Below are 22,409 nucleotides of genomic sequence, written 5' to 3'. Positions count from 1 at the left end.
GGGGGCCCCTCCTTACACCTACCAGGCCCAGGCCTCGGGGCCGGGGCCGCCGTTGCCGATCGGGGGGAACAACTCGTCGAGGCGGGTCAGGGTGGCCTCGTCCAGGTCGACGTCGAGCGCGCCCAGGTTGCGGTCGAGCTGGTCCATGGTGCGTGGGCCGACGATCGGGGCGGTCACGCCCGGCCGGGAGAGCAGCCAGGCCAGCGCCACGTCGGCCGGATCCTGCCCCAGGTCGGCGCAGAGCTTCTCGTACGCCTCGATCGTGGTGCGGTGCTCGGCCAGCGCGTCGGCCGAGCGGCCGGACGTGCCGCGGGCCGCGCTGCCGTCGGCCATCTTCCGGATGATCCCGGAGAGCAGCCCGCCGTGCAGCGGCGACCAGGGGATGATGCCCAGCCCGTAGTGCTGCGCGGCCGGAATCACCTCCAGCTCCACGTGCCGGGTGAGCAGGTTGTAGATGGACTGCTCGGAGACGAGGCCGAGGAAGTTGCGCCGGCCGGCCGCCGCCTGCGCCTGGGCGATGTGCCAGCCGGCGAAGTTGGACGACCCGACGTAGAGCACCTTGCCCTGCGCGACGAGCGTCTCCATCGCCTGCCAGATCTCCTCCCACGGCGTGGTTCGGGAGACGTGGTGCATCTGGTAGAGGTCGATGGTGTCGGTCTGCAGGCGGCGCAGCGAGTCCTCGCAGGCCCGGATGATGTGCCGTGCGCTCAGGCCCTGGTCGTTGGGCCACTCGCTCATCTTGCCGTACACCTTGGTGGCCAGCACGACCTTGTCGCGGCGCCCGCCGCCCTGGGCGAACCAGCGGCCGACGATCTGCTCGGTGACGCCCTCGCCGAGCTTCCAGCCGTAGACGTTCGCGGTGTCGAAGAAGTTGATCCCGTGTTCCAGCGCCCGGTCCATGATGGCGAAGCTGTCCGGCTCGTCCGTCTGCGGCCCGAAGTTCATCGTGCCGAGGCAGAGCCGGCTCACCGAAAGGCCGGTGCGTCCCAGGTTCGTGTACTCCATGGGTCCACCCTGGCACGCGGGCACTTCGAGTGCCTCACGCTTCACGCGTGCGTGCCAGGGCGGACCGGAGGGTCAGGAGGACTCGCGGGCCGCCGGGCCGCTGCCGAAGAGGACGTCGTCCCAGCTCGGCAGCCGCTTGCGCGGCTTGCCGCCGGCCTCGCCCGACTCGGCGCCCGCACCGCCGGACGCCGGCGGGTTGCCGGTGCGCCGGGGCCGCAGCACAGCCAGCGAGGGTACGGCCGGGATCTCCTTCGGCGCGTCCGAGTCGTCGTCGAACGCCGAGCCCTGGCCGCCGCCGAGCAGCGCGGCGGCGCCCCCGGCGACCGCCCGCTGCCGGGGCGCGTCCGAACCGGCCAGCGCGGCCGGGGAACGGGTGTCGAGGCCGCGCCCGGACGTGCCGCCGAGCGGACGGTCCAGCGAGGCGAGCAGCGCGTCCCGGCCGGCGCGGATCGGGTCCCGCCCCGGGCGGGCCTGCTCCACCCCGGACGGCAGGCCGTGGCCGCCCCGGCTCGGCTCGCCGCGCGACGGGCCGGGCAGCGCGTGGCCGCCCCGCTCCGGCGCCGGCTCCTGGCCGAGGATCGGCGTGGGACGCTCGGCGCACAGGTATTGCGCCATGTCGTCGTGCGCGACCACGTTCTGCCGGGACTTGTCGAGATCCCACACGGCCTGCGCGGTGGCCTTGCCGGACGGCCAGGTCGCGATGATCCGCCAGGTGCCGTCGTCGCGGCGGTAGGCGTCCCAGGAGATCTTCTCGGTGTCGATGCCGTGCTGGGCCAGCCGACCGTTGACCACCTCGGCCAGCGGGGTCGGCTTCTCGGCACCCTTGAGCCGGGTGCGACGGGCGTGCTGGGCCAGCATGGCCCGCTCCTGGAGCACCGGGCCGGCATAGCGCAGGACCCGGTCGACCGGGACACCGGCGATGCGGGCGACGTCCTCCGCGGACTCGCCGGAACGGATCCGGGCCTGGATGTCGCGCGGGGACAGCGACGGCGTGGGATCGGTGGAGGCGGGCACCACCGCGAGCGGGGTCGCACCCGGCTCGGCGTGCAGCACCGAAGCCACGCGCTCGTCGATGGGCAGCGCGAGCAGGCGGCCCACCTCGTCGGTGAGCACCAGGGCCTGGCCGTCCTCGGAGAGAGCGACGAAGCGTACTGGGCGCATCGGCTTGCCTCCGTCCCGCTTCGCTGGCCGTCACACGCCACGAGCCGGCCACCCGTGCGTCTCGAACCACCGTACGCTCACTTTCCCAGCGGTGGGGAGAGCGACACCCCGGCATGTCGCGACTGAGCTGCGGCGATGGTCACGGTGGGTGGTCGCCGGAGCCCCGGCGACCACCCAGCGTCACGACGTGATCAGAGTCGCTCGACCACGTGGTCGATGCACGCGGTGAGCGCCTCGACGTCGGCCGGCTCGACGGCCGGGAAGAGCGCCACCCGGAGCTGGTTGCGCCCCAGCTTGCGGTAGGGCTCGGTGTCCACGATGCCGTTGGCGCGCAGCACCTTGGCGATCGCGGTCGCGTCCACCCCGTCGGCGAAGTCGACGGTGGCGACCACGTTGGAGCGCAGCGCCGGGTCCGACACGAACGGGTCGGCGAACGGCGAGCGCTCGGCCCAGCCGTACACGGCGGCGGCGCTCTCGGCGGTGCGCTTGGCCGCCCAGGCCAGCCCGCCCTGGGCGTTCATCCAGTCGGTCTGCTCGGCGGCCAGGAAGATGGTGGCCAGCGCCGGCGTGTTGTAGGTCTGCTCCAGCCGCGAGTTGTCGATCGCGGTGACCAGGTCGAGGAACGCGGGGATGTAGCGACCCGACTCCTTGACCTCGGTGGCCCGGGCCAGCGCGGCCGGCGACATCAGGGCCAGCCAGAGCCCGCCGTCGGAGCCGAAGCACTTCTGCGGGGCGAAGTAGTAGACGTCGGTCTCGGCGACGTCGACGTCCAGCCCGCCGGCGCCGGAGGTGGCGTCGACCAGCAGCAGCGAGCCCTCGTCGGCGCCCGGCACCCGGCTGATCGGCACCGCCACGCCGGTGGAGGTCTCGTTGTGCGGGGTGGCGTAGACGTCCACGCCGGCCTCGGCGACCAGGGACGGCGCGCTGCCCGCCTCGGACTTGCGGACGGTCGGCTCGCCCAGGAACGGGGCATCCTTGACCGACTTGGCGAACTTCGCGCCGAACTCGCCGAAGCTGGCGAACTGGGCCCGGTCGCGGATCAGGCCGAACGTGGCGACCTCCCAGAACGCGGTGGTGCCGCCGTTGCCGATCACCACCTCGTAGCCCTCCGGGAGGGCGAAGAACTCGGCGAGGCCGCGGCGCAGCCGGGCGACCTGGTCGCGGACCGTCTTCTGCCGGTGCGACGTGCCCAGGTAGCTGGTGGCGACGTCGGCGAGCGCGGAGACCGCCGCCGGACGGACCTTGGACGGGCCGCAGCCGAAACGGCCGTCGGCGGGCTTGAGGTCGTCGGGAATCCGGATGGTCGGTGCGTCAGCCACGGTTGTCTCGATCCTTCCGCATGGGCGAGGGCGGGCCCTTTTCCTGCGGGCGCGGACCGTCGACCGGCTCGTGCGCCGGGCGCACGGGACGGCCGGGATCCGAACCCGGCCGGCAGCGCTGCCGGCCCCCATCCTCGCACCCACCCGGCCTCACCCACCCGCTGGTCCCACGCCCGCCGCTGAGGCGTACGCCACAGAGCGGGTGTTAAAAGGGGCCCCCGCCTATGCAGAATGCGTTAAGCGGGGGCCCCTCCTTACACCTCAGACGCCGTGCGGGATGGCGTCCCAGCCCTCGACCTGCTGCGGCTTGCGGGTGCCCGGGCCGACGTAGGTGGCGGACGGCCGGACCAGCCGCTGGAGCTTCTTCTGCTCCAGGATGTGCGCGGACCAGCCGCCCATCCGGGCGCAGGTGAACATCGAGGTGAACATGTGCGCCGGCACCTCGGCGAAGTCCAGCACCACGGCCGACCAGAACTCGACGTTGGTGGCGAGCACGCGGTCCGGGCGGCGGGCCTGCAGCTCGGCCAGGGCGGCCTTCTCCAGCGCCTCGGCGACCTCGAAGCGCGGCGCGCCCAGCTCCTTGGCGGTGCGCCGGAGCACGCGGGCGCGCGGGTCCTCGGCCCGGTAGACCCGGTGCCCGAAGCCCATCAGCCGCTCGCCCCGGTCGAGCACGCCCTTGACGTAGCCCTCGGCGTCGCCGCTGCGCTCGACCGCCTCCAGCATGGTGAGCACCCGCGACGGCGCGCCGCCGTGCAGCGGGCCGGAGAGGGCGCCGATGCCGGAGGAGATGCAGGCCGCGGCGTCCGCGCCGGTGGAGGCGACGATCCGGGCGGTGAACGTGGAGGCGTTCAGGCCGTGCTCGGCGGCCGAGATGAAGTACGCGTCGACGGCCTTGACGTGCCGCGGGTCGGGCTCACCGCGCCAGCGCTTCATGAACCGCTCGACGATGGTCTCCGCCTTGTCGATCTCCTTCTGCGGCACCGCCGGCAGGCCCAGCCCGCGCGCCGACTGGGCGACGAAGGAGAGCGCGGTCACCGACACCCGGGCCAGGTCCTCGCGGGCCTGCTCGTCGGAGATGTCCAGGAGCTGGTCGAGACCCCAGTAGGGGGCCAGCATGGCGACCGCGGACTGCACGTCGACGCGGATGTCACCGGAGTGCACCGGCACCGGGAACGGCTCGGCCGGCGGCAGGCCCGGGCCGAACCGGCCGTCGACCAGCAGCGCCCAGACGTTGCCGAAGGAGACCTGGCCGATCAGATCCTCGATGTCCACGCCCCGGTAGCGCAGCGAACCGCCCGCGCGGTCGGGTTCGGCGATCTGGGTCTCGAAGGCTACGACGCCCTCCAGGCCCGGCTTGAAATCGGACATGTCGTCTCCTGGCTTCCGGCTCGGTGCGCCCGGTGGGACCGATCCGGCCCCGCAGCTCAGGCGACCATCAGGGATGTGGTTCGTGACATCTTGCCCGGTGAGTAACCACGTGCGCGACCCGCAGCCACTGTGCGCCACGCGACATCCCCGCCGGTGGACGCCGGTGTGGCAGGGAGAAGACTGGGTAGCGAGGCCTGGCCAGCGTCGGGGGACGCCGGCAAGCCCGGGAGAGGAACGGCGAGAGTGACAGGCGACACACCCGCCCCGGCCGGCATGCGTAACGAGTACGCGGCCGACCTGGGCCTGACCGAAGCGGACCTGGCACCGGACTGGCACAGCCAGTTCGCCCGCTGGTTCGCCGACGCGGTGGCCCACCCGCTGCCCGAGCCGAACGCGATGGTGGTCGGCACCGCCGACGCCCGGGGCCGGCCCAGCGGCCGCACCGTGCTGCTCAAGGGCTTCGACGCGGACGGCTTCGTCTTCTACACCAACCACCTGTCGCGCAAGGGCGCCGAGCTGACCGCCAACCCGTGGGCCAGCCTGGTCTTCCCGTGGTTCCCGATGCAGCGGCAGGTGACCGTCGCCGGCCGGGTGGAGCAGGTCACCCGGGCGGAGACCGAGGCATACTTCGCGGTCCGGCCGCGCGGCTCCCAGCTCGGGGCGTGGGCCAGCACCCAGTCCGCGGTGGTGCCGGACCGGGCCGCGCTGGACGCGGAGTACCGGGCGGCGACCGAGCGGTTCGCCGGCGTCGAGGAGGTGCCCGCGCCGCCGCACTGGGGCGGGTTCCGGGTGCGCCCGGAGACGGTGGAGTTCTGGCAGGGCCGGGCCGGCCGGCTGCACGACCGGCTGCGGTTCCGGCTGGCGGACGGCGGCGGCTGGGCCGTCGAGCGGCTCGCGCCGTGACGCAGGTCAAGCAGGCCCGGCCGGGCGGACCGCGCCGCTGGGCGATCGACCTGCGCCCGCTTGGCGTGCCCGCGTACCGGCGGGTGTGGCTCGGCAACGCGGTGGCGATGTTCGGCTTCCAGTTCACCGCCGTGGCGGTGCCGGTGGAGATGTTCGACCTCACCGGCGGCTCGTTCTGGGTGGGGCTGCTCGGCGTCGCCGGGTTCGTGCCGCTGCTGATCTTCGGGCTGTGGGGCGGCGCGGTCGCCGACGCCCGGGACCGGCGTCGGGTGCTGCTCGCCGCCGGCACGCTGCTCTGGGCCGCGACGCTCGGGCTGCTGGTGCAGTCGCTGGTCGGGGCGCGCAGCCCGGTGCTGCTCCTGCTGCTGGTGGGCGTGCAGGCGGTGGCGTTCGCGATCACCTCGCCGGCCCGCAGCGCGATCCTGCCCCGGCTGGTGCCGGCCGACCTGGTGCCGGCGGCCACCACGCTGAACTACACCACGTTCACCGCCGCGGCCGTCGCCGGCCCGCTGGCCGCCGGGCTGATCTTCGCCACCTGGCGCGTCGGCACCGCGCTGCCCGTCGCGTACGGGCTGGACGCGCTGCTGTTCACCGTCTCGCTCTGGGCGACGCTGCGGCTGCCGGCGATGCCACCCGAGCCGGACCCGGGCGGCGGCGTCCGCAAGGCCGGGCTGGGCAGCATCGTCGACGGCTTCCGCTATCTGGCCACCACGCCGGTGCTGCTGCTCTCCTTCGCCATCGACCTGATCGCGATGATCCTGGCCATGCCGCGGGCGCTCTTCCCGGAGCTGGCGCAGGAGCGCTTCGGCGGCGGCGCGGCGGTCGGCTGGCTCTACAGCTCCATCGCCATCGGCGCGATGCTGGGCGGGCTCACCTCCGGCTGGATCGGCCGGGTCCGCCGGCAGGGTCTGGCGCTGGCCGTGGCGGTGGTCGGTTGGGGCGTGGCGATCGCGCTCGCCGGGCTGGCCGGCCAACTCTGGCTGGCGGTGCTGCTGCTCGGCGTGGCCGGCGCCGCCGACCTGGTCAGCGCCACCCTGCGGCAGTCGATGCTGCTGGTCTACGCGCCGGACCGGATGCGCGGCCGGCTCCAGGGCGTGAACACGGTGGTGGTGGCCGGCGGCCCGCGCCTGGGTGACCTGCGGGCCGGTGCGACGGCCGCCGGGTTCGGCACCGGTGTCGCCATGGTGGGCGGTGGCATCGCCGCCGCCGTGCTGGCGACCCTGCTGGTGGTGGCGTTCCCCGCGCTGATCCGCTATCGCGCCACCAGCCCCGCCGAAGACCGTCGGTGACGGTAGGGTCGCCGAATGGGGAAAGACGTGCGGGCGCCCTCGGGTGCACAGTGGACCATCTCCGCCGACGGCCACGAGGCCGTCGTGGTGCAGGTCGGTGGTGGGCTGCGGGCCTACCGGCACGACGGCGTGGACTACCTCGACGGGTACGCCGAGGACGAGCTGAGCCCCGGCTCGGCCGGGCACGTGCTGGCGCCCTGGCCGAATCGGATCCGCGACGGCCGGTACACGTTCGGCGACCGCTCGTTCCAGCTCGACCTGACCGAGCCGGAGCGGCACAACGCCCTGCACGGCCTGGTCAACTGGGTCCGGTGGGAGCTGGTCGAGCAGTCGCCGGACAGCGTGACGATCGGCTACGACCTGCCGCCCACCCCCGGCTACCCGTGGGCGTTGCGGCTGCGCGGCCGGTGGAGCGTCGGCCCGGACGGCCTGCGCGCCGAGCACGAGGTGACCAACCTGGCCGCCGAGCCGGCGCCGTTCGGCTTCTCCGTGCACCCCTACTTCCAGTTGCCCAAGGTGGCGGTGGACGACCTGCTGCTGGGCGTGCCGGGGCGCAACCGGGTGCTGACGGACGGCCGGCTGCTGCCGGTGGCGGCCACCGACGTGACCGGCACCGAGTACGACTTCACCTCGCCCCGCCCGATCGGCGACCTGGTGCTCGACCTGGCCTTCGGCGACGTGCGGCGGGACGCCGACGGCGGCTCGGCGGTGACGCTCGGCGCGCCGGACGGCGGGTCCGGGCTGCGGATCTGGGCCGACCGCGAGTTCGGCTGGTGGCAGGTGTTCACCGGGGACACCCTCGGCGGGGAGCGGCACCGCCGCTCGGTCGCGGTGGAGCCGATGACCTGCCCGCCGGACGCGTTCCGCTCCGGCAAGGACCTGATCACGCTCGACCCGGGGCAGACCTGGCGCGGCGCCTGGGGCGTCCGGCCGGAGGTCTGAGCGTGGAGTTCGCCGACGTCGTCCGGCGCCGCCGGATGGTCCGCAACTACGACCCGGACCGTCCGGTGCCGCCGGAGACGGTGGACCGGTTGCTCGACCACGCGGTCCGGGCCCCCTCGGCGGGGTTCGCGCAGGGCTGGGGCTTCCTGGTGCTGGAGGAGCCGGCCGACCGCGAACGGTTCTGGGCCGCGACCACGCCCGAGGGCGGCGGCCGGGAGCGTTGGCTTGCCGGGATGCGCCGGGCCCCGCTGATCGTGGTGCCGCACGCCAACCGGGACGCCTACCTGGACCGTTACGCCGAGCCGGACAAAGGTTGGGCGGACCGCGCCGAGGAGCGCTGGCCGGTGCCCTACTGGTACGTGGACACCGGCTTCGCCGCGCTGCTGATGCTGCTCACCGCCGTGGACGAGGGGCTGGGCGCCTGCTTCTTCGGCATCCCGCCGCAGCGGACCGACGCGTACCGGGAGGCGTTCGGGGTGCCGCCGGCACTCCAGCCGATCGGTGCCGTCACCATCGGTTACCGCGCCGTCGACCACAGGTCACCGTCGCTGCGCCGGGGGCGGCGTCCGGTGGATGATGTGGTGCGGCGGGGGCGGTGGAGCTGAGCCGCTAGGCTGGCACCCACATCGTCAGCCGGGCCTGGGGGAGGAGAACGCGCCGTGATCTTCAGGGCGGTCCGGGACGGGCGTCCCTACCCGGAGCACAACTTCACGCTGAAGCAGTGGGCCGAGATCCCACCGCGTCCACTGCGGCTGGCCGAGCTCATCACCACCAAGCGGGAGCTGGCGCTGGACAAGCTGCTCGCGGAGGACTCCACCTTCTACGGCGACCTCTTCCCGCACGTGGTGCAGTGGAACGGCGGCCTCTACCTGGAGGACGGCCTGCACCGGGCGCTGCGCGCCGCCCTGCAGCAGCGCAACCAGATCCACGCCCGGGTGCTGGTGCTCGGCGAACAGGGCGAGTGACGCCTTCCTGAGTCTTGGTTAAGGTGACGCCATGACTCCTCTCGACCTGCTCGACCTCGACGCGTCGCTGAGCGAGGAGGAGCGCCAGATCCGCGCCGTCGTGCGCCAGCTCGTCACCGACCGGGTCCGCCCGCACGTCGCCGGCTGGTACGAGGACGGCGAGGTGCCGGCCCGGGAACTGGCCCGCGAGTTCGGCAAGCTGGGCCTGCTCGGCATGCACCTGACCGGCTACGGCTGCGCCGGCGCGTCCGCCGTCGCGTACGGGCTGGCCTGCCTGGAGCTGGAGGCCGGCGACTCCGGCGTCCGCTCGCTCGTCTCGGTGCAGGGCTCGCTGGCCATGTACGCGATCTGGCGCTTCGGCAGCGAGGAGCAGAAGCAGCGCTGGTTGCCGGCGATGGCGACCGGCGAGGCGATCGGCTGCTTCGGGCTGACCGAGCCGGACCACGGCTCCGACCCGGCGTCGATGGCCACCCGGGCCCGCCGCGACGGCGACGACTGGATCCTCGACGGCGCCAAGATGTGGATCACCAACGCGCCGATCGCCGACGTCGCCGTCGTCTGGGCCCGCACCGACGAAGGGGTGCGGGGTTTCGCCGTACCCATGGACACGCCGGGTGTGACGGCCCGGGAGATCCGGCGCAAGATGTCGCTGCGCGCGTCGCTGACCGGCGAGATCGCGCTCGACGGCGTCCGGCTGCCGGCGGACGCCCAGCTTCCCGAGGCGGCGGGGCTGAAGGCGCCGCTGAGCTGCCTGACCGAGGCCCGGCACGGCATCGTCTGGGGCGCGCTCGGCGCGGCCCGCGACTGCCTGGAGACCGCCCTGGAGTACGCGACCACGCGCACCCAGTTCGGCCGGCCGCTCGCCGGTTTCCAGCTCACCCAGGCGAAGCTCGCCGACATGGCGGTGGAGTGGAACAAGGGGCTGCTGCTGGCGCTGCACCTGGGCCGGCTCGCCGACGCCGGGACGCTGCGCCCCGAGCAGGTGAGCGTGGGCAAGCTGAACAACGTGCGGGAGGCGCTGGCCATCGCCCGGCAGTGCCGCACCATCCTCGGCGCGAACGGCGTCTCCGGTGACTACCCGGTGATGCGGCACGCCAACAATCTGGAGAGCGTGCTCACCTACGAGGGCACCTCGGAAATCCACCAGCTCGTCATCGGGCAGCGACTGACCGGGCTCTCCGCGTTCGCCTGACCTGGGCTTTCACCCGATCATGGCACTCGGCGAGCGAGTGTCGCACGGTGCCCGTACCGTCATTGTCAGTCGATGTGTCGGACGAGGACGGTGAGGGCGATGGCCCGCGACGGTGACACCCAGCAGCCCACCAGGGAGTTCCCGGAATACCCGACCAGCGAGTCCCTGCACGACCGGGCGGACTACCGGCACGACCCGGAGCCCGGTGTTCCCGCGCCGGCCGGCGGCGGGCCGGGCCGCGGTCTGCTCTGGGTGCTCGGCGCCGCCGCGCTGGTGGTGGTGGCGCTGCTCGGCGTGCAGGCGACCGGCCTGCTGCCCGACTTCCGCAACCCGTTCGCCAAGGAGCAGACCGACCGCAGCCAGCCGCCGCTGCTCCAGTCGATCCGCGACCTGAGCCGCTACGTCGCGGCGGAGGGCAACTTCCAGGTGGTGGTCGACGTGCAGAAGGACCGGCGCAACGTGCCCGACTTCCTGCTCAACGAGCGCACGCTCTTCGTCGGCGCCGGCCGGGTCGAGGCGTACGTGGACTTCGCCAAGATCGGTGACGGGGCGGTGGTGGTCTCCGACGACGGCAAGTCCGCCGAGATCAAGCTGCCCGCGCCGCAGCTCGGCGAGACCGATCTGAACATGGACAAGAGCTACGTCTTCGCCGAGGAGCGGGGCCTGATCAACCGGCTCAACGACCTGGTGGCCGGCGACCCCAACCGGCAGCAGCAGATCTACAAGCTGGCCGAGGACCGGATCACCGCCGCGGCCCGGGACAGCGGGCTCACCGCCCGCGCCCAGGAGAACACCCGCAAGATGCTGGAGGGGCTGCTGCGCTCCCTCGGCTACCAGAAGGTGACCGTCACCTACACGGCCCCGTGACCTCGCCCGGCGCGCCCGCCCTCGTCAGGGGCGGGCGCGCCGTCGGGTGCGGGTCAGCGGGTGGCGAGGTAGCGGTCCTCGTTCGGCATCAGCACCCACAGGATCAGGTAGACGATCACCTGGGTGCCGGGCAGCAGCAGCGACAGCAGGAACAGCAGCCGGACCATGCCGGCGGACATGCCGAACCGCTTGGCGAGGCCGGCGCAGACACCGGCGAGCATGCGCCCCTCACGGGGCCGGACCAGTTTGCGACTCATCGTCGTCTCCCACTTCTGCGGCGATCCGCCGCGCTGATTCCACGGTAGGCAGGGGTGCGCGCCGCGCCCTCGGCCCCGAGGAGGATCGGCGACCCGGGCACCCGTAGGTGCTTACCCCGGAGCACCCACACCGACGCATCCACCGACATTCGCCGATGCCTCGACGAGCGGTCTGCTGTTCCCCCCGCCGTCCGTCGGCGCGCTCCGGTCTCCGTGACACCCTTCCTTGCGCCTCGCCCGTACCCGCCCCGCACCTGCTGCCACCCGGCCCTCACTTCCGCCCCGCTCGAGTTTCGACCCCGCCCGGCTCGGCGCACTGCGCTCGGCGCGGCACGTTCGGCTCGGCGCGATCGGCTCGCCAGTCCCGTCGATCTTGGAGTTGTGGCGCCATGGTATGTCGGCTTTAACTCCTTATCAGAGGTGCCACAACTCCAAGATCGACGCGGGTGGGGGCGGTGAGTCCGAATACCGCGTGGTGGAGGCGGTGGGATCGGGGTGGGCGGGGGTGTTTGGGATGGACGTTCCAGTTGGTGAGATACGGAGAGATCTTGGAAGGAAAGTGCCCCTGGAGGGGCCGTTTACTACCAAGATCTCGTGAGCTGTGAGCTGTGAGCTGTGAGCTGTGAGCTGTGAGCTGTGAGCTGGGCGAGGCGTTGGGCGGTGAGCGGGTGCGAGGCGTGGGCGGTGGACGGGGGCGGTGGGGACAGGTGAGCGGGGGCGTGAGGCGGGGTGAGGGCGGGTATTGAGCTGGGCGGGTAGGCTCGCCGGTCGGCGCCTCCACCCTTGGCGCCGGCCGTTCCAACCCTGGACAGGGAGCGCGGCATCGCACCGGTTCGGAACCGCACAACGGGGACGACGGCGAGGAAAGTGCAGCCATGATCAGTGTTTTCGACCTCTTCAGCGTCGGTATCGGGCCGTCCAGCTCGCACACCGTCGGGCCGATGCGGGCCGCCCGTACGTTCGTGGGTGGCCTGAAGGCCGACGGGCAGCTCGCCGACGTGGCCCGGGTGCAGGCGGAGCTGTTCGGCTCGCTGGGCGCCACCGGGCACGGCCACGGCAGCGACCGCGCGGTGCTGCTGGGGCTGGAGGGCGAGGCCCCGGAGACGGTCGACACCGACGGCGTCGGGCCACGGGTGGCGCGGATCCGGGACGAGCGGCGGCTGCGCCTGCTCGGCAGCCAGGAGGTCGACTTCGACCCGGACCGGGACCTGGTGCTGCACCGTCGACGCTCGTTGCCGTACCACCCGAACGGGATGACGTTCGCGGCGTTCGACGCGGCCGGGAACGAGGTGCGGTCCCGCACCTACTACTCGGTCGGCGGCGGGTTCGTGGTGGACGAGGCGGCCGCCGGGGCGGATCGGATCAAACCGGACGCCACCCGGGTCCGGTACCCGTTCCTCACCGGCGCGGAGCTGCTGAAGGTCACCACCGGGACCGGCCTGTCGATCAGCGAGGTGATGCTCGCCAACGAGCTGTCCTGGCGCAGCGAGGCGGACGTCCGCGCGGGGCTGCTGCACATCTGGCAGGTGATGCGGGAGTGCGTGGAGAACGGCTGCACCCACGACGGCGTACTGCCGGGTGGGTTGAAGGTCCGTCGCCGCGCGGCCGAGCTGCGGCGCGGCCTGGAGGCGGAGAACGGCGCGGACGACCCGCTGCGCGCGATGGACTGGGTGACGCTGTTCGCGCTCGCGGTGAACGAGGAGAACGCGGCCGGCGGCCGGGTGGTCACCGCGCCGACGAACGGCGCCGCCGGGATCATCCCGGCCGTGCTGCACTACTACACGCGGTTCGTGCCGGGCGCCTCCGACGAGGGGGTGGTCCGGTTCCTGCTGGCCGCCGGCGCGATCGGGGTGCTGTTCAAGGAGAACGCGTCGATCTCCGGGGCCGAGGTCGGCTGCCAGGGCGAGGTCGGTTCGGCGTGCTCGATGGCGGCGGCCGGGCTGGCGGAGGCGCTGGGCGGCACGCCGGAGCAGGTGGAGAACGCCGCCGAGATCGGCATGGAGCACAACCTGGGGCTCACCTGCGACCCGGTGGGCGGGCTGGTGCAGATCCCGTGCATCGAGCGCAACGCGGTGGCCAGCATCAAGGCGATCACCGCGGCCCGGCTGGCGTTGCGTGGCGACGGGGTGCACCACGTGTCGCTGGACAAGGTCATCAAGACCATGCGGGAGACCGGCGCGGACATGAAGGTCAAGTACAAGGAGACGGCGCGGGGCGGGCTCGCGGTCAACGTCATCGAGTGCTGACCCCGTTGGGGTGATCCGGCGCGGACCGTCGCCGCGCCGGCCGGGGGGAGCGCGACGATGAGGCGGTGACGTCCGGCGTCGCGGCGCTCTGGTCGGCCCGCACCTCGCTGCGGATCCTGGTCCGGCGGGATCTCGCGGTGAAGTACCAGCAGTCGGTGCTGGGCTACCTCTGGTCGCTCATCGAACCCCTCGGCATGGGCCTGATCTACTGGTTCGTCTTCGGGGTGCTCTACTCCGGGGCGACCCGGCGGCACCTGGGCGAGGCGGCCGGCTCGTACCCGCTGTTCCTGATCACCGGAATCTTCGCGTGGATGTGGGCCAGTTCGGCGTTGACCGAGGCGGCCGGCGCGCTCACCGGGCAGGCCCGGCTGATCACCACGATGAACCTGCCCCGGCCGATCTTCCCGATCGGCCGGGTCGCCGGCCGCTTCGCCGAGTACCTGGCCGGCCTGCCGATCCTGATCGCCATCGCGGCGCTCTACGCGAGCCACGGGAAGATCCACCCGGGGTGGAGCCTGCTCGCCCTGCCGCTGGCCGTGACCGTGCAGTTCGTGCTGCTGGTGGGCCTGGCGCTGCTGCTGTCGGCGGGCAACGTGCTGATGCGCGACATCGAGCGGATCATGCGACTGGCGATCCGGCTGCTGTTCTACGCCACCCCGATCATCTATCCGTTCAACCTGGTGCGGGACTCCGGCATGCCGGGCTGGCTCAAGGTCGCGTACGAGCTGAACCCGCTGGTGGGGATCTTCCAACTGCATCACGCGGTCTGGTATCCGGACGAGTTCCCGGACGCGCGGCTGCTCACCGTCACCGTGGGAGGCAGCCTGCTGGTGTTGGCGCTCGGTTGGTGGTCGTTCCACCGCCTCGAACCGGCCGTGCTGAAGGAACTCTGAGTGGCGCCGATCATCGAGGCGGACGGGCTGGGCATCCGGTTCGTCCGGAACCGGCGTCGGCAGCTCCGGCTGCGGGAGCTGATCGTGCACCGGGGCGCGCGCGACCCGGACGCCGGTCGGTTCTGGCCGCTGCGGGACCTGTCGTTCCGGATCGAACCGGGCGAGACGGTGGGCGTGGTGGGGCGCAACGGCACCGGCAAGAGCACGCTGCTGCGGTTGATCGCCGGTGTGCTCATCCCGGACGAGGGCGCGATCCGGGTGCACGGGCGGGTGGCGCCGCTGCTGGAGCTGTCCGCCGGGTTCTCCGGCGACCTGACCGGCCGGGAGAACCTCTACCTTGTCGGCGGGCTGCACGGGCTCTCCTCGGACTACCTGCGCCGGCACTTCGACGAGATCGTCTCGTTCGCAGGTGAGCAGGTGGAACGCGCCATCGACACGTCGGTGCGGCACTACTCGTCGGGGATGAAGGTGCGGCTGGGTTTCGCGGTGATCGCGCACCTGCCGCACCCGGTGTTGTTGGTGGACGAGGTGACCGCGGTCGGGGACGCGGAGTTCCGCGCGAAGTGCTATGCGACCATCGAGCGACTTCTCGCGGAAGGGCGCACGCTGGTGCTGGTGTCACACAACGACAAGGACCTCACGAGGTTCTGCCGTCGGGGGCTCTACCTCGACGCCGGACGGTTGACCGTCGACGGGACGATCGACGAGGCACTGCGGGCCTACGCCGACGCGGCGCAGCGGTGACGCTCGCGATCGTGCTCGCCGCCGGGCCGGCGGCGGGCGGAGCCACCGAGGGCGGGGAAGCGCTCGGAGACCGACTGGCCGCGCAGTGGCGCCGGGCCGGGGCGGACGACGTGCGCGTCGCCGCCGACCTGGCCGAGCTGGCCGACCTGGTGGCCGGCGCGACCGGCCCGGTTCTGGTCAGCGGCGTCGACCTGGTGGCGCACACGGCCGTACTCCGGCATCTCGCGACCAGCCCGGTCGGGCCGACGGTGGCGCTGGTGCTCACCGATCCGCCGGCCGCCGGGCAGGCGACGGTGCGGGAGGAGCGCGGCCAGGTGGTCGCGGTCGGCGACGACGCGGACGCGACGGGCGTGTTCGGTGGCGCGCTGCGGGTCGGCGCGGCCGACCTGCCGGCCCTCGCCGACGCCGCCCGCGCGGCCGCGGCCGGTGGGCCGCTGGGCGCGGTGGACCGGCTGGTGGCCGCACTCGCCGCCCGGGGGCCGCTGATCTTCGCCCACCGGGTACGCCTGCTGGTCGCGCACCGGGTCGGCGACGCGGCCGGGCGGGTCGCCGCCGAGGCGGCGGTGGCGGCGGTCGACGAGGACCGGGCCGAGCTGCGGCTGTCGGTGAAGGAGCGCGACGACTTCTTCACCACGTTCTTCGTCAGCACCTGGTCCCCGCACGTCGCGAAGGCCGCCGCCCGGATCGGGTTGGGCCCGAGCGGGGTGACGCTCTTCTCGGTGCTGTTCGCGGTGGCGGCGGCGGTGCTGTTCGGCGTCGGCGGCCGGCCCGCGCTGGTGGCCGGCGGCGTGCTGCTCTACCTGGGGTTCGTGCTCGACTGCGTGGACGGGCAACTGGCCCGCTACACCAGGCACTTCAGCGCCTGGGGTGGCTGGCTGGACACGATGGCGGACCGGTTCAAGGAGTACGTGGTCTACGCCGGGCTCGGCTTCGGGGCGACGCACGCCGGGTTCCGCTACGGCTGGGCGCTGGCGCTGGCCGCGATGACGTTGCAGACCGTGCGGCACATGACCGACACCTGGTACGGCGCGCTGCACGACGAGGCCGCGCGCCGGCCGAAGGTGGTGACCGGCGACGCGGGCGGGTTGGGCGGCAAGCTGAACGCCGCGTCGACGCGGGTGCAGGCGGACACCGGCTCGGTGTCGTACTGGCTGAAGCGGACCGTGGTGTTCCCGATCGGCGAGCGGTGGGCGTTGATCGCGGTGGCCGCCGCGCTGTTCGGGCCGCTGGTGGCGCTCTGCGCGGTGCTGGTGTGGGGCACGTTGGCGTTCGCGTACACCGGGGCGTTGCGGACGCTGCGGGCGCGCTGGATGAAGGTGCCGGTGTTGACCACGGTCGACGCCGGCCTGCACCGTGACGACGGCCCGTTGACCCGGACGTTGCCGACGACGCGCCGGCCGCTGGTGACGGCGCTGGTGGGTGCGGTCGCGGCGGCGGCGCTGCTGGTCTGGGCGCTGTGGGCGGTGCACGACGGGCGCGACCTGCCGAGCTGGGGCGTGATCGTCGCGATGGTGCTGCTGCTGGGCGCGGCGCAGGGTTCGCGGGCGCCGCACGCCGGGGCGTTGGACTGGCTGGTGCCGGCCGCGCTGCGGGCCGCCGAGTATCTGTTCGCCATCGCGGTCGGGGTGGCCGGGCGGGCGCCGGCCTGGCTGATCTTCGCGTACGTGCTGGTGCTCACGCTGCACCACTACGACCTGACCGCCCGGTTGGAGAAGCGGCAGTCGGCTCCGCCGCTGCACGGCGCCACGCTGGGCTGGGAGGGGCGCTCCCTGCTGCTGGCAATCGGACTGGTCGCCGGAATTGTGAGTATCACTCTGGCTACAATCGGTGCGTACCTTTTGGTGGTTTTCGTCGCGAGCGTGGTCCTCGCCTGGGTGGTCCTGCCGGCCCGCGCCCGTGGGGGTGCCACCTCGCCGGGCTGACGGAGGGCGGGCCGGGATGACGCTGATCAGTTTCGTCGTGCCGGCCTACCGGGTGCAGGGCTACCTGCGGGAATGCCTGGACTCGATCCTCGACCAGCCGTTCGCCGACGTCGAGGTGATCGGGGTGGACGACGCCTCGCCCGACGGCAGCGGCGAGATCCTGGCCGAGTACGCGGCACGCGACCCCCGGGTCCGCCCGGTCCGCCTCACCGAGAACGTCGGGCTCGGTCCGGCCCGCAACATCGGGCTGGACCGGGCCGTCGGCGAGTACGTGTGGTTCGTCGACGGCGACGACTGGCTGGTGCCCGGCTGCCTGCCGCACGTCGCCGACCGGCTCCGGGACACCCGCCCCGACGTGCTGATCGTGGACCACGTGCGGGCGCACTGGAACAACGTCGGCACCCGCAGCGCGATGCGCGACGTATTCCCCGACCCGCCCGGCCCGGAGACGTTCACGGTGCGGGACCGGCCGGAGGTGCTGAAGCTGCTGCACACCGCCTGGAACCGGCTGATCCGCCGGGAGTTCCTGGTCGAGCGCGGGCTCCGCTTCGCGCCGGGCTGGTACGAGGACGTCTCGTTCAGCTATCCGGCGCTGATGGCGGCCGACCGGATCGGCGTGCTCGACCGGGTGTGCCTCAACTACCGGCAGCGCCGCACCGGGGCGATCACCCGGACCCGGGGCGACCGGCACTTCGAGGTCTTCGCCCAGTGGCACCGGGTGTTCCGGCTGATGGACCGGTGGGGGACGGACGGGCTGCGACCGGCGGTCTTCGAGCGGATGGTCTGGCACCACCTGACCGTGCTCGGCAACGGCGAGCGGATCGCGCCGGAGCTGCGGGCGCCGTTCTTCGCCCAGATGCACGCCGACTACGTGCACTTCCTGCCGCCCGGCGGCTATCCGGTCCCGCCCGGCGCGGAGGGGGTGAAGCACCGGCTGGTGGCCGCCGGCCGGTGGCGGACGTTCAGCGCTTTGCGCGAGGTCCACCGGGTGCGCGACGCGGCCCGGGGGACGGCCGGGCGGGCCCGGCGGCGGGTGGCGCCGGCGCTGCGGCGGACCGCCCGGCGGGCCCGGGACACCGCGCTGTCCGAGTACTACCGGGCCGAGCTGCGTCGGCCGATCGACCCGACGCTGGCGGTCTACGCGGCCTACTGGTACCGGGGCTACTCCTGCAACCCGGCGGCGATCTACGAGGCCGCGCGCCGGCTCGCCCCGCAGGTGCGCGGCGTCTGGATCGTCCGGCGCGACCGGGTGGCCACGCTGCCGCCGGGCGTGGAGTACGTCGTCGCCGGCACCCGCGAGTACCACCGGGTGCTGGCCCGGGCGCACTGGCTGGTCAACAACGTGAACTTCCCGGACTTCGTGCACAAGCGCCCCGGCTCGGTGCACGTGCAGACCCACCACGGGACGCCGGTGAAGGTGATGGGCCTCGACCAGCAGCGCTACCCGGTGGGCGCGATGGGGATGAACTTCGCCGGGCTGCTGCGCCGGGTGGACCGCTGGGACTACAGCGTCACCTCGAACAGCTTCTCCACCCAGATGTGGGAGCGGGCGTACCCGGCCGACTACACCACGCTGGAGGTCGGCTACCCGCGCAACGACCGGCTGGCGCGGGCCACCGCCGACGAGGGCCGCCAGGTCCGCGCCGCGCTGGGCATCGGACCCGACGAGTACGTGGTGCTCTACGCGCCGACGCACCGGGAGCACCTGCCCGGCTGGCGGCCCCCGTTCGACCCGGACCGGATGCGCGACGTGCTGGGCGCGAACGGGCGGCTGCTGATGCGCAGCCACTACTTCCACGACCGGGAGCGGCAGCCGCGCGGGCCGGCGGCGGGCGGTGTGCTGGACGTCAGCGCGTACGACCGGGTGGAGGATCTCTACCTGGCCGCGGACGTGCTGGTCACCGACTATTCCTCGGCGATGTTCGACTACGCCGTGCTGGACCGGCCGATCGTGGTCTACGCGCCGGACTGGGACGCCTACCGGGTGGCCCGGGGCGTCTACCTCGACCTGTTGGCGGAGCCGCCGGGCGCGGTCGCGGTGGACCTCCCGGGCCTGCTCGACCTGTTCCGCTCCGGCGCGGTGGCCGGCGAGGCGGCCGATCGGGCGCGGGCCGTGTTCCGGGCCCGCTTCTGCGCGCTCGACGACGGGCTCGCCGCCGAGCGGGTGGTGCGCCGGGTGTTCCTCGGCGAAACACCCTGAAAGTGGTTACTGGTTGGTCACTTAACCGTGCAGCCCGGCGAATACCGCTTAATAGGACTGTCACGAGCCGAACATGGCACGTTTACCCGATGTGCGAATCGAATGATCCTGGTCACAGTCATTCCCGGGTTCGGGCGAGCGACTGGGGGAGGTGACGGTGACCACCGTCGCGCTCAAGGATGTCACCAAGGTGTTCCAGGACGGAACGATCGCGGTCGACACCATCAATCTGGACGTCAACGACGGCGAGTTCATGGTCCTGCTGGGCCCCTCGGGCTGCGGCAAGTCGACCGTGCTGCGGATGGTGGCGGGGCTGGAGGATCCGACCTCCGGCGCGGTCATGCTCGGCGGTGAGCTGGCGAACGACCTGCCGCCGCGGGACCGGAAGATCGCCATGGTCTTCCAGGACTTCGCGCTCTATCCGCACATGACCGTCGGCGACAACATCGGCTTCCCGCTACGGCTGTCCGGCATCGAGCCCGGGCCGCGCGGCGAGCGCATCCAGGACGTGGCGGGCGCGCTCGGCATCGGCGACGTGCTCGCGCGCAAGCCCAGCCAGCTCTCCGGCGGCCAGCGGCAGCGGGTGGCGATGGGCCGGGCGATAGTCCGCCGGCCCGGCCTTTTCCTGATGGACGAGCCGCTCTCCAACCTGGACAGCGGCCTGCGCGCCGAGCTGCGGGCGGAGATCTCCGCGCTCACGCGGGAGCTGGGCGTCACCACCATCTACGTCACCCACGACCAGGCCGAGGCGCTGACCATGGCCGACCGGGTGGCCATCATGCGCAAGGGCGTGCTCCAGGACGTGGGCACCCCCACCCAGGTGTACGGGCGACCGGCGACCCTCTACGTCGCCGCGTTCCTGGGCAGCCCCCGGATGAACCTGCTGGAGGCGTCGGTCTACGTCCACCTCGACCGCTACGTCGCGTTGAACCTCGGTGAGCAGGCGCTCTACCTGCCGTGGGACGACATCCGCAGCCGCGCGGTGGCGCACTACCACGGCGAGCGGATCGTGGTCGGGCTGCGCGCCGAGGCGCTCACCCCGGTCGCCCCGGACACCGCCGGCGACGTGCTGCACGGCCGGATCCGCTACCTGGAGCACCACGGCCACGAGTCGCTGGCCTTCCTCGACATCGGCGCCACCGCGATCGTGGTCGACGAGATGGGCACCCCGGTCGAGCGGACCGCCCCCGGCCAGCGCAGCCTGCGCCGCTTCGGCCAGGTGGTGCAGCGGCTCACCGGCCGTTCCGGCTCGCCCGAGGTGGCCGCCGCGCCGTCGTCGAACGGCAACGGCGGCAGCGGCAACCGCACCAGCGTGCTGCCCGACCCGGGCCGGCACCACCGCCGCCCGGCCGAGCTGGCGGTACGGCTGGCGCCCTACCCGCAGGTGTCGTCCGGGCACCCGCTGGCGGTGCAGGTGCGGATGGACGCGCTGCACTTCTTCGACGAGCGCGGCGACCGCATCGACGTCGGCTGGAGATGAAAGGCGGGGGCCCCGCTTAACGTTTTCTGCATAGGCGGGGGCCCCGCTTAACATTCCTCGCCCGGTGAGACCGGCGGGCGGCGGTACGGGCCCCACGCGACGAAGCGGGTGAACATGTCGGTGGGGGAGGGCGCGCCGGCCGGGTTCAGGCGGTAGAGGTCCCGCGTCGCCTCGTAGAGCAGCCCGCACAGGTAGATGGACAGGCTGACCGGGTTGTCCTCGTACTCGTTGCGGAGCAGCAGGCGGGCGGTCGAGCACGGCCACGGCTGGCCGCACGACCGGCAGCACCACATCGGACGCAGCGGCGTGTGCGGCGCGGCGTGACCGGGGTACGGCCGGGGGCGGTCCGCCGCCGGCCCGTCCGGCGGTTGGCTCATCACGGGTGCTCCTGTCGTTGGCGGGTTACGGACGAATCCGGCTTCACTGCGTGACAGTGTCGTCACCGCGTGGCTAGGGTCGGAAGGCGTTCCGCCCCCACCGTCCGGGCCGTCCGACCGGCCGACTTCCGTGTGCAGCCGTGTGCAGAGGTGTGCAGATGATCCGTGTGCCGTTGTGGGAACTCTTCGCCGGTGAGCTGCGGCGACTCCGCACCGAGGCCGGGCTGACCCAGGAGGCGCTTGCCGAGCGGGTGAGCTATTCGGCCTCGCTGGTGGCGGCCGTGGAGCAGTGCCGCCGCGCGCCGCGCGCCGAGTTCACCGAGCGCTGCGACGAGGTGTTGCACGGCGGCGGCCTGCTGATCCGCATCCGGGACGCGCTGGTGCAGGAGGCGCTGATGCCGTGGTTCCGCGAGTGGGTGGGCATCGAGCAGGAGGCGACCGCGCTGCGCAGCTTCGAGCCGTTGGTGGTCCCCGGCCTGTTGCAGACCGAGGAGTACGTCCGCGCGCTGCACGAGGGCGCGAGCCCGCTCGTCGGCGAGGCACTGGAGCAGCAGGTGGCCGCCCGAGTGGCACGGCAGGCGGTGCTGGACCGGCCCGCGCCGCCGCAGTTCGTGGCGGTGCTCGACCACTCCGTGCTGAGCCGCCCGGTCGGCGGGTCGAAAGTGATGCGGGAGCAGTTGGCGCACCTGGTCGAGGTGGGGCGGCGGCCTCGGGTGCACCTGCACCTGGTGCCCGAGACGGTCGGTGCCTACCCAGGGCTCAACGGCGCGTTCGTGCTCGCGACCCCGGCCGACGGGGATGACGTCGGCTACCTGGATAACCAGTTGCACGGGTCCATCGTGGAGCGGACCGTGGACATAAACTCGCTGCGGCAGACCTGGGAGTCCGTCCGCGCGGAGGCGATGCCGCACGGGGCGACCCTGGCGGCGATCTCGGAGGCGGCGAAACGATGGAGCTGACCGGCGCGACCTGGCGTAAGAGCACCCGCAGCAGCGGCAACTCCGGCAACTGCGTCGAGGTGGCGGACAACCTGCCCGGCGTGGTCGGGGTCCGCGACAGCAAGGACCGGCAGGGGCCGGCGCTGACGTTCACGCCGGCGAGCTGGGCGGCGTTCGTCGCCCACGCCAAGCGCTCCTGACCACCGGATCACCGGTCGAGGCGGCAACTCGCGTCCGGGCCGCTCCGCACACGCATGACCGGCCGGGTCACCCGTTCACCGGTCTGTCGTCGGCGGAGCTGGGTCCTTGAGCCAGGATCGACGGCGTGTCGCGCGGCCAGA

At 72.9% G+C, this 22,409-nt stretch carries 21 protein-coding genes; 15 read left to right on the top strand and 6 right to left on the bottom strand.

Features of this window, described 5'->3' with window-relative positions; translation table 11 throughout:
- Positions 1 to 18: 18 nt before the first annotated feature.
- From H1D33_RS21655 to H1D33_RS21640, 4 genes are all read right to left on the bottom strand, one after another.
- Complete coding sequence (locus H1D33_RS21655) at positions 19 to 1,005, bottom strand: aldo/keto reductase (RefSeq protein WP_181571412.1); 987 nt, start codon at positions 1,003 to 1,005, stop codon at positions 19 to 21.
- A gap of 72 nt (positions 1,006 to 1,077) precedes the next feature.
- Positions 1,078 to 2,166 carry a septation protein SepH gene (gene sepH, locus H1D33_RS21650; RefSeq protein ID WP_181571413.1) on the bottom strand — a complete coding sequence of 363 codons (1,089 nt, stop codon included), beginning with the start codon at positions 2,164 to 2,166 and terminating at the stop codon, positions 1,078 to 1,080.
- 191 nt (positions 2,167 to 2,357) lie between these two features.
- On the bottom strand, positions 2,358 to 3,485 hold the full coding sequence (gene serC, locus H1D33_RS21645) for a phosphoserine transaminase (protein WP_181571414.1): 1,128 nt from the start codon (positions 3,483 to 3,485) through the stop codon (positions 2,358 to 2,360).
- A gap of 261 nt (positions 3,486 to 3,746) precedes the next feature.
- Positions 3,747 to 4,853 (bottom strand): citrate synthase 2, encoded by a 1,107-nt coding sequence (locus tag H1D33_RS21640; protein ID WP_181571415.1) that lies wholly within the window; start codon positions 4,851 to 4,853, stop codon positions 3,747 to 3,749.
- A gap of 273 nt (positions 4,854 to 5,126) precedes the next feature.
- Here H1D33_RS21640 and pdxH point away from each other — a divergent pair, with 273 nt between their 5' ends.
- The 7 genes from pdxH (at position 5,127) to H1D33_RS21605 (ending at position 11,011) form a co-directional block, all read left to right on the top strand.
- Entirely contained in the window at positions 5,127 to 5,756 is a 630-nt protein-coding gene (gene pdxH / locus H1D33_RS21635) for a pyridoxamine 5'-phosphate oxidase (RefSeq protein WP_181572638.1), read from the top strand.
- A complete protein-coding gene (locus H1D33_RS21630; RefSeq protein ID WP_181571416.1) occupies positions 5,753 to 7,045 on the top strand; it encodes an MFS transporter in 1,293 nt (430 codons plus the stop codon). Before pdxH ends, H1D33_RS21630 begins: the two co-directional genes overlap by 4 nt.
- A gap of 15 nt (positions 7,046 to 7,060) precedes the next feature.
- On the top strand, positions 7,061 to 7,987 hold the full coding sequence (locus H1D33_RS21625; RefSeq protein WP_181571417.1) for an aldose 1-epimerase family protein: 927 nt from the start codon (positions 7,061 to 7,063) through the stop codon (positions 7,985 to 7,987).
- A 2-nt stretch (positions 7,988 to 7,989) separates the two neighbouring features.
- Positions 7,990 to 8,592, top strand: a complete 603-nt coding sequence (locus H1D33_RS21620; RefSeq protein WP_181571418.1) for a nitroreductase family protein — start codon at positions 7,990 to 7,992, stop codon at positions 8,590 to 8,592.
- A 54-nt stretch (positions 8,593 to 8,646) separates the two neighbouring features.
- Positions 8,647 to 8,952, top strand: a complete 306-nt coding sequence (locus tag H1D33_RS21615) for a type II toxin-antitoxin system VapB family antitoxin (RefSeq protein ID WP_181571419.1) — start codon at positions 8,647 to 8,649, stop codon at positions 8,950 to 8,952.
- Positions 8,953 to 8,983: 31 nt separating this feature from the next.
- Positions 8,984 to 10,144 carry an acyl-CoA dehydrogenase family protein gene (locus tag H1D33_RS21610; RefSeq protein WP_181571420.1) on the top strand — a complete coding sequence of 387 codons (1,161 nt, stop codon included), beginning with the start codon at positions 8,984 to 8,986 and terminating at the stop codon, positions 10,142 to 10,144.
- Between the two features lie 99 nt (positions 10,145 to 10,243).
- Positions 10,244 to 11,011, top strand: a complete 768-nt coding sequence (locus H1D33_RS21605; protein ID WP_181571421.1) for a DUF4230 domain-containing protein — start codon at positions 10,244 to 10,246, stop codon at positions 11,009 to 11,011.
- Between the two features lie 53 nt (positions 11,012 to 11,064).
- On the opposite strand, the gene H1D33_RS21600 is transcribed toward H1D33_RS21605, so the two are convergent.
- On the bottom strand, positions 11,065 to 11,268 hold the full coding sequence (locus H1D33_RS21600) for a PspC domain-containing protein (protein WP_181571422.1): 204 nt from the start codon (positions 11,266 to 11,268) through the stop codon (positions 11,065 to 11,067).
- 875 nt (positions 11,269 to 12,143) lie between these two features.
- On the opposite strand from H1D33_RS21600, the gene H1D33_RS21595 reads away from it, so the two are divergent.
- From H1D33_RS21595 to H1D33_RS21570, 6 genes are all read left to right on the top strand, one after another.
- Positions 12,144 to 13,514: an L-serine ammonia-lyase gene (locus H1D33_RS21595; protein WP_181571423.1), complete on the top strand. Its 1,371-nt coding sequence runs from the start codon at positions 12,144 to 12,146 to the stop codon at positions 13,512 to 13,514.
- 65 nt (positions 13,515 to 13,579) lie between these two features.
- On the top strand, positions 13,580 to 14,407 hold the full coding sequence (locus H1D33_RS21590) for an ABC transporter permease (RefSeq protein ID WP_181571424.1): 828 nt from the start codon (positions 13,580 to 13,582) through the stop codon (positions 14,405 to 14,407).
- Positions 14,408 to 15,151 carry an ABC transporter ATP-binding protein gene (locus H1D33_RS21585; RefSeq protein ID WP_181571425.1) on the top strand — a complete coding sequence of 248 codons (744 nt, stop codon included), beginning with the start codon at positions 14,408 to 14,410 and terminating at the stop codon, positions 15,149 to 15,151.
- Complete coding sequence (locus H1D33_RS21580; RefSeq protein ID WP_181571426.1) at positions 15,148 to 17,073, top strand: DUF5941 domain-containing protein; 1,926 nt, start codon at positions 15,148 to 15,150, stop codon at positions 17,071 to 17,073. Before H1D33_RS21585 ends, H1D33_RS21580 begins: the two co-directional genes overlap by 4 nt.
- A 16-nt stretch (positions 17,074 to 17,089) precedes the next feature.
- Positions 17,090 to 19,273, top strand: coding sequence for a bifunctional glycosyltransferase/CDP-glycerol:glycerophosphate glycerophosphotransferase (locus H1D33_RS21575; RefSeq protein WP_181571427.1), 2,184 nt, complete (start codon positions 17,090 to 17,092; stop codon positions 19,271 to 19,273).
- A gap of 157 nt (positions 19,274 to 19,430) precedes the next feature.
- A complete protein-coding gene (locus tag H1D33_RS21570) occupies positions 19,431 to 20,753 on the top strand; it encodes an ABC transporter ATP-binding protein (RefSeq protein WP_181571428.1) in 1,323 nt (440 codons plus the stop codon).
- A gap of 47 nt (positions 20,754 to 20,800) precedes the next feature.
- Here the strand turns inward: H1D33_RS21570 and H1D33_RS21565 are convergent, their stop codons facing one another.
- Positions 20,801 to 21,130 carry a hypothetical protein gene (locus H1D33_RS21565; protein ID WP_181571429.1) on the bottom strand — a complete coding sequence of 110 codons (330 nt, stop codon included), beginning with the start codon at positions 21,128 to 21,130 and terminating at the stop codon, positions 20,801 to 20,803.
- Between the two features lie 158 nt (positions 21,131 to 21,288).
- Between H1D33_RS21565 and H1D33_RS21560 the strand changes: the two genes are divergently transcribed.
- Complete coding sequence (locus tag H1D33_RS21560; protein ID WP_181571430.1) at positions 21,289 to 22,089, top strand: helix-turn-helix domain-containing protein; 801 nt, start codon at positions 21,289 to 21,291, stop codon at positions 22,087 to 22,089.
- Positions 22,080 to 22,268, top strand: a complete 189-nt coding sequence (locus tag H1D33_RS21555) for a DUF397 domain-containing protein (protein ID WP_181571431.1) — start codon at positions 22,080 to 22,082, stop codon at positions 22,266 to 22,268. The genes H1D33_RS21560 and H1D33_RS21555 overlap by 10 nt, the downstream gene beginning before the upstream one ends.
- Positions 22,269 to 22,409: the final 141 nt, after the last annotated feature.

The sequence above is a fragment of the Micromonospora ferruginea genome, from assembly GCF_013694245.2.
GTDB lineage: Bacteria > Actinomycetota > Actinomycetes > Mycobacteriales > Micromonosporaceae > Micromonospora > Micromonospora robiginosa.
This window is presented reverse-complemented; position numbering and strand designations above follow the sequence as displayed.

Bases quoted from the DNA above. Each gene is read 5' to 3' on its own strand.
- H1D33_RS21655 (WP_181571412.1), bottom strand. From the start codon at position 1,005: ATGGAGTACACGAACCTGGGACGCACCGGCCTTTCGGTGAGCCGGCTC.
- sepH (WP_181571413.1), bottom strand. From the start codon at position 2,166: ATGCGCCCAGTACGCTTCGTCGCTCTCTCCGAGGACGGCCAGGCCCTG.
- H1D33_RS21640 (WP_181571415.1), bottom strand. From the start codon at position 4,853: ATGTCCGATTTCAAGCCGGGCCTGGAGGGCGTCGTAGCCTTCGAGACC.
- pdxH (WP_181572638.1), top strand. From the start codon at position 5,127: ATGCGTAACGAGTACGCGGCCGACCTGGGCCTGACCGAAGCGGACCTG.
- H1D33_RS21625 (WP_181571417.1), top strand. From the start codon at position 7,061: ATGGGGAAAGACGTGCGGGCGCCCTCGGGTGCACAGTGGACCATCTCC.
- H1D33_RS21610 (WP_181571420.1), top strand. From the start codon at position 8,984: ATGACTCCTCTCGACCTGCTCGACCTCGACGCGTCGCTGAGCGAGGAG.
- H1D33_RS21605 (WP_181571421.1), top strand. From the start codon at position 10,244: ATGGCCCGCGACGGTGACACCCAGCAGCCCACCAGGGAGTTCCCGGAA.
- H1D33_RS21600 (WP_181571422.1), bottom strand. From the start codon at position 11,268: ATGAGTCGCAAACTGGTCCGGCCCCGTGAGGGGCGCATGCTCGCCGGT.
- H1D33_RS21595 (WP_181571423.1), top strand. From the start codon at position 12,144: ATGATCAGTGTTTTCGACCTCTTCAGCGTCGGTATCGGGCCGTCCAGC.
- H1D33_RS21575 (WP_181571427.1), top strand. From the start codon at position 17,090: ATGACGCTGATCAGTTTCGTCGTGCCGGCCTACCGGGTGCAGGGCTAC.
- H1D33_RS21565 (WP_181571429.1), bottom strand. From the start codon at position 21,130: ATGAGCCAACCGCCGGACGGGCCGGCGGCGGACCGCCCCCGGCCGTAC.
- H1D33_RS21560 (WP_181571430.1), top strand. From the start codon at position 21,289: ATGATCCGTGTGCCGTTGTGGGAACTCTTCGCCGGTGAGCTGCGGCGA.
- H1D33_RS21555 (WP_181571431.1), top strand. From the start codon at position 22,080: ATGGAGCTGACCGGCGCGACCTGGCGTAAGAGCACCCGCAGCAGCGGC.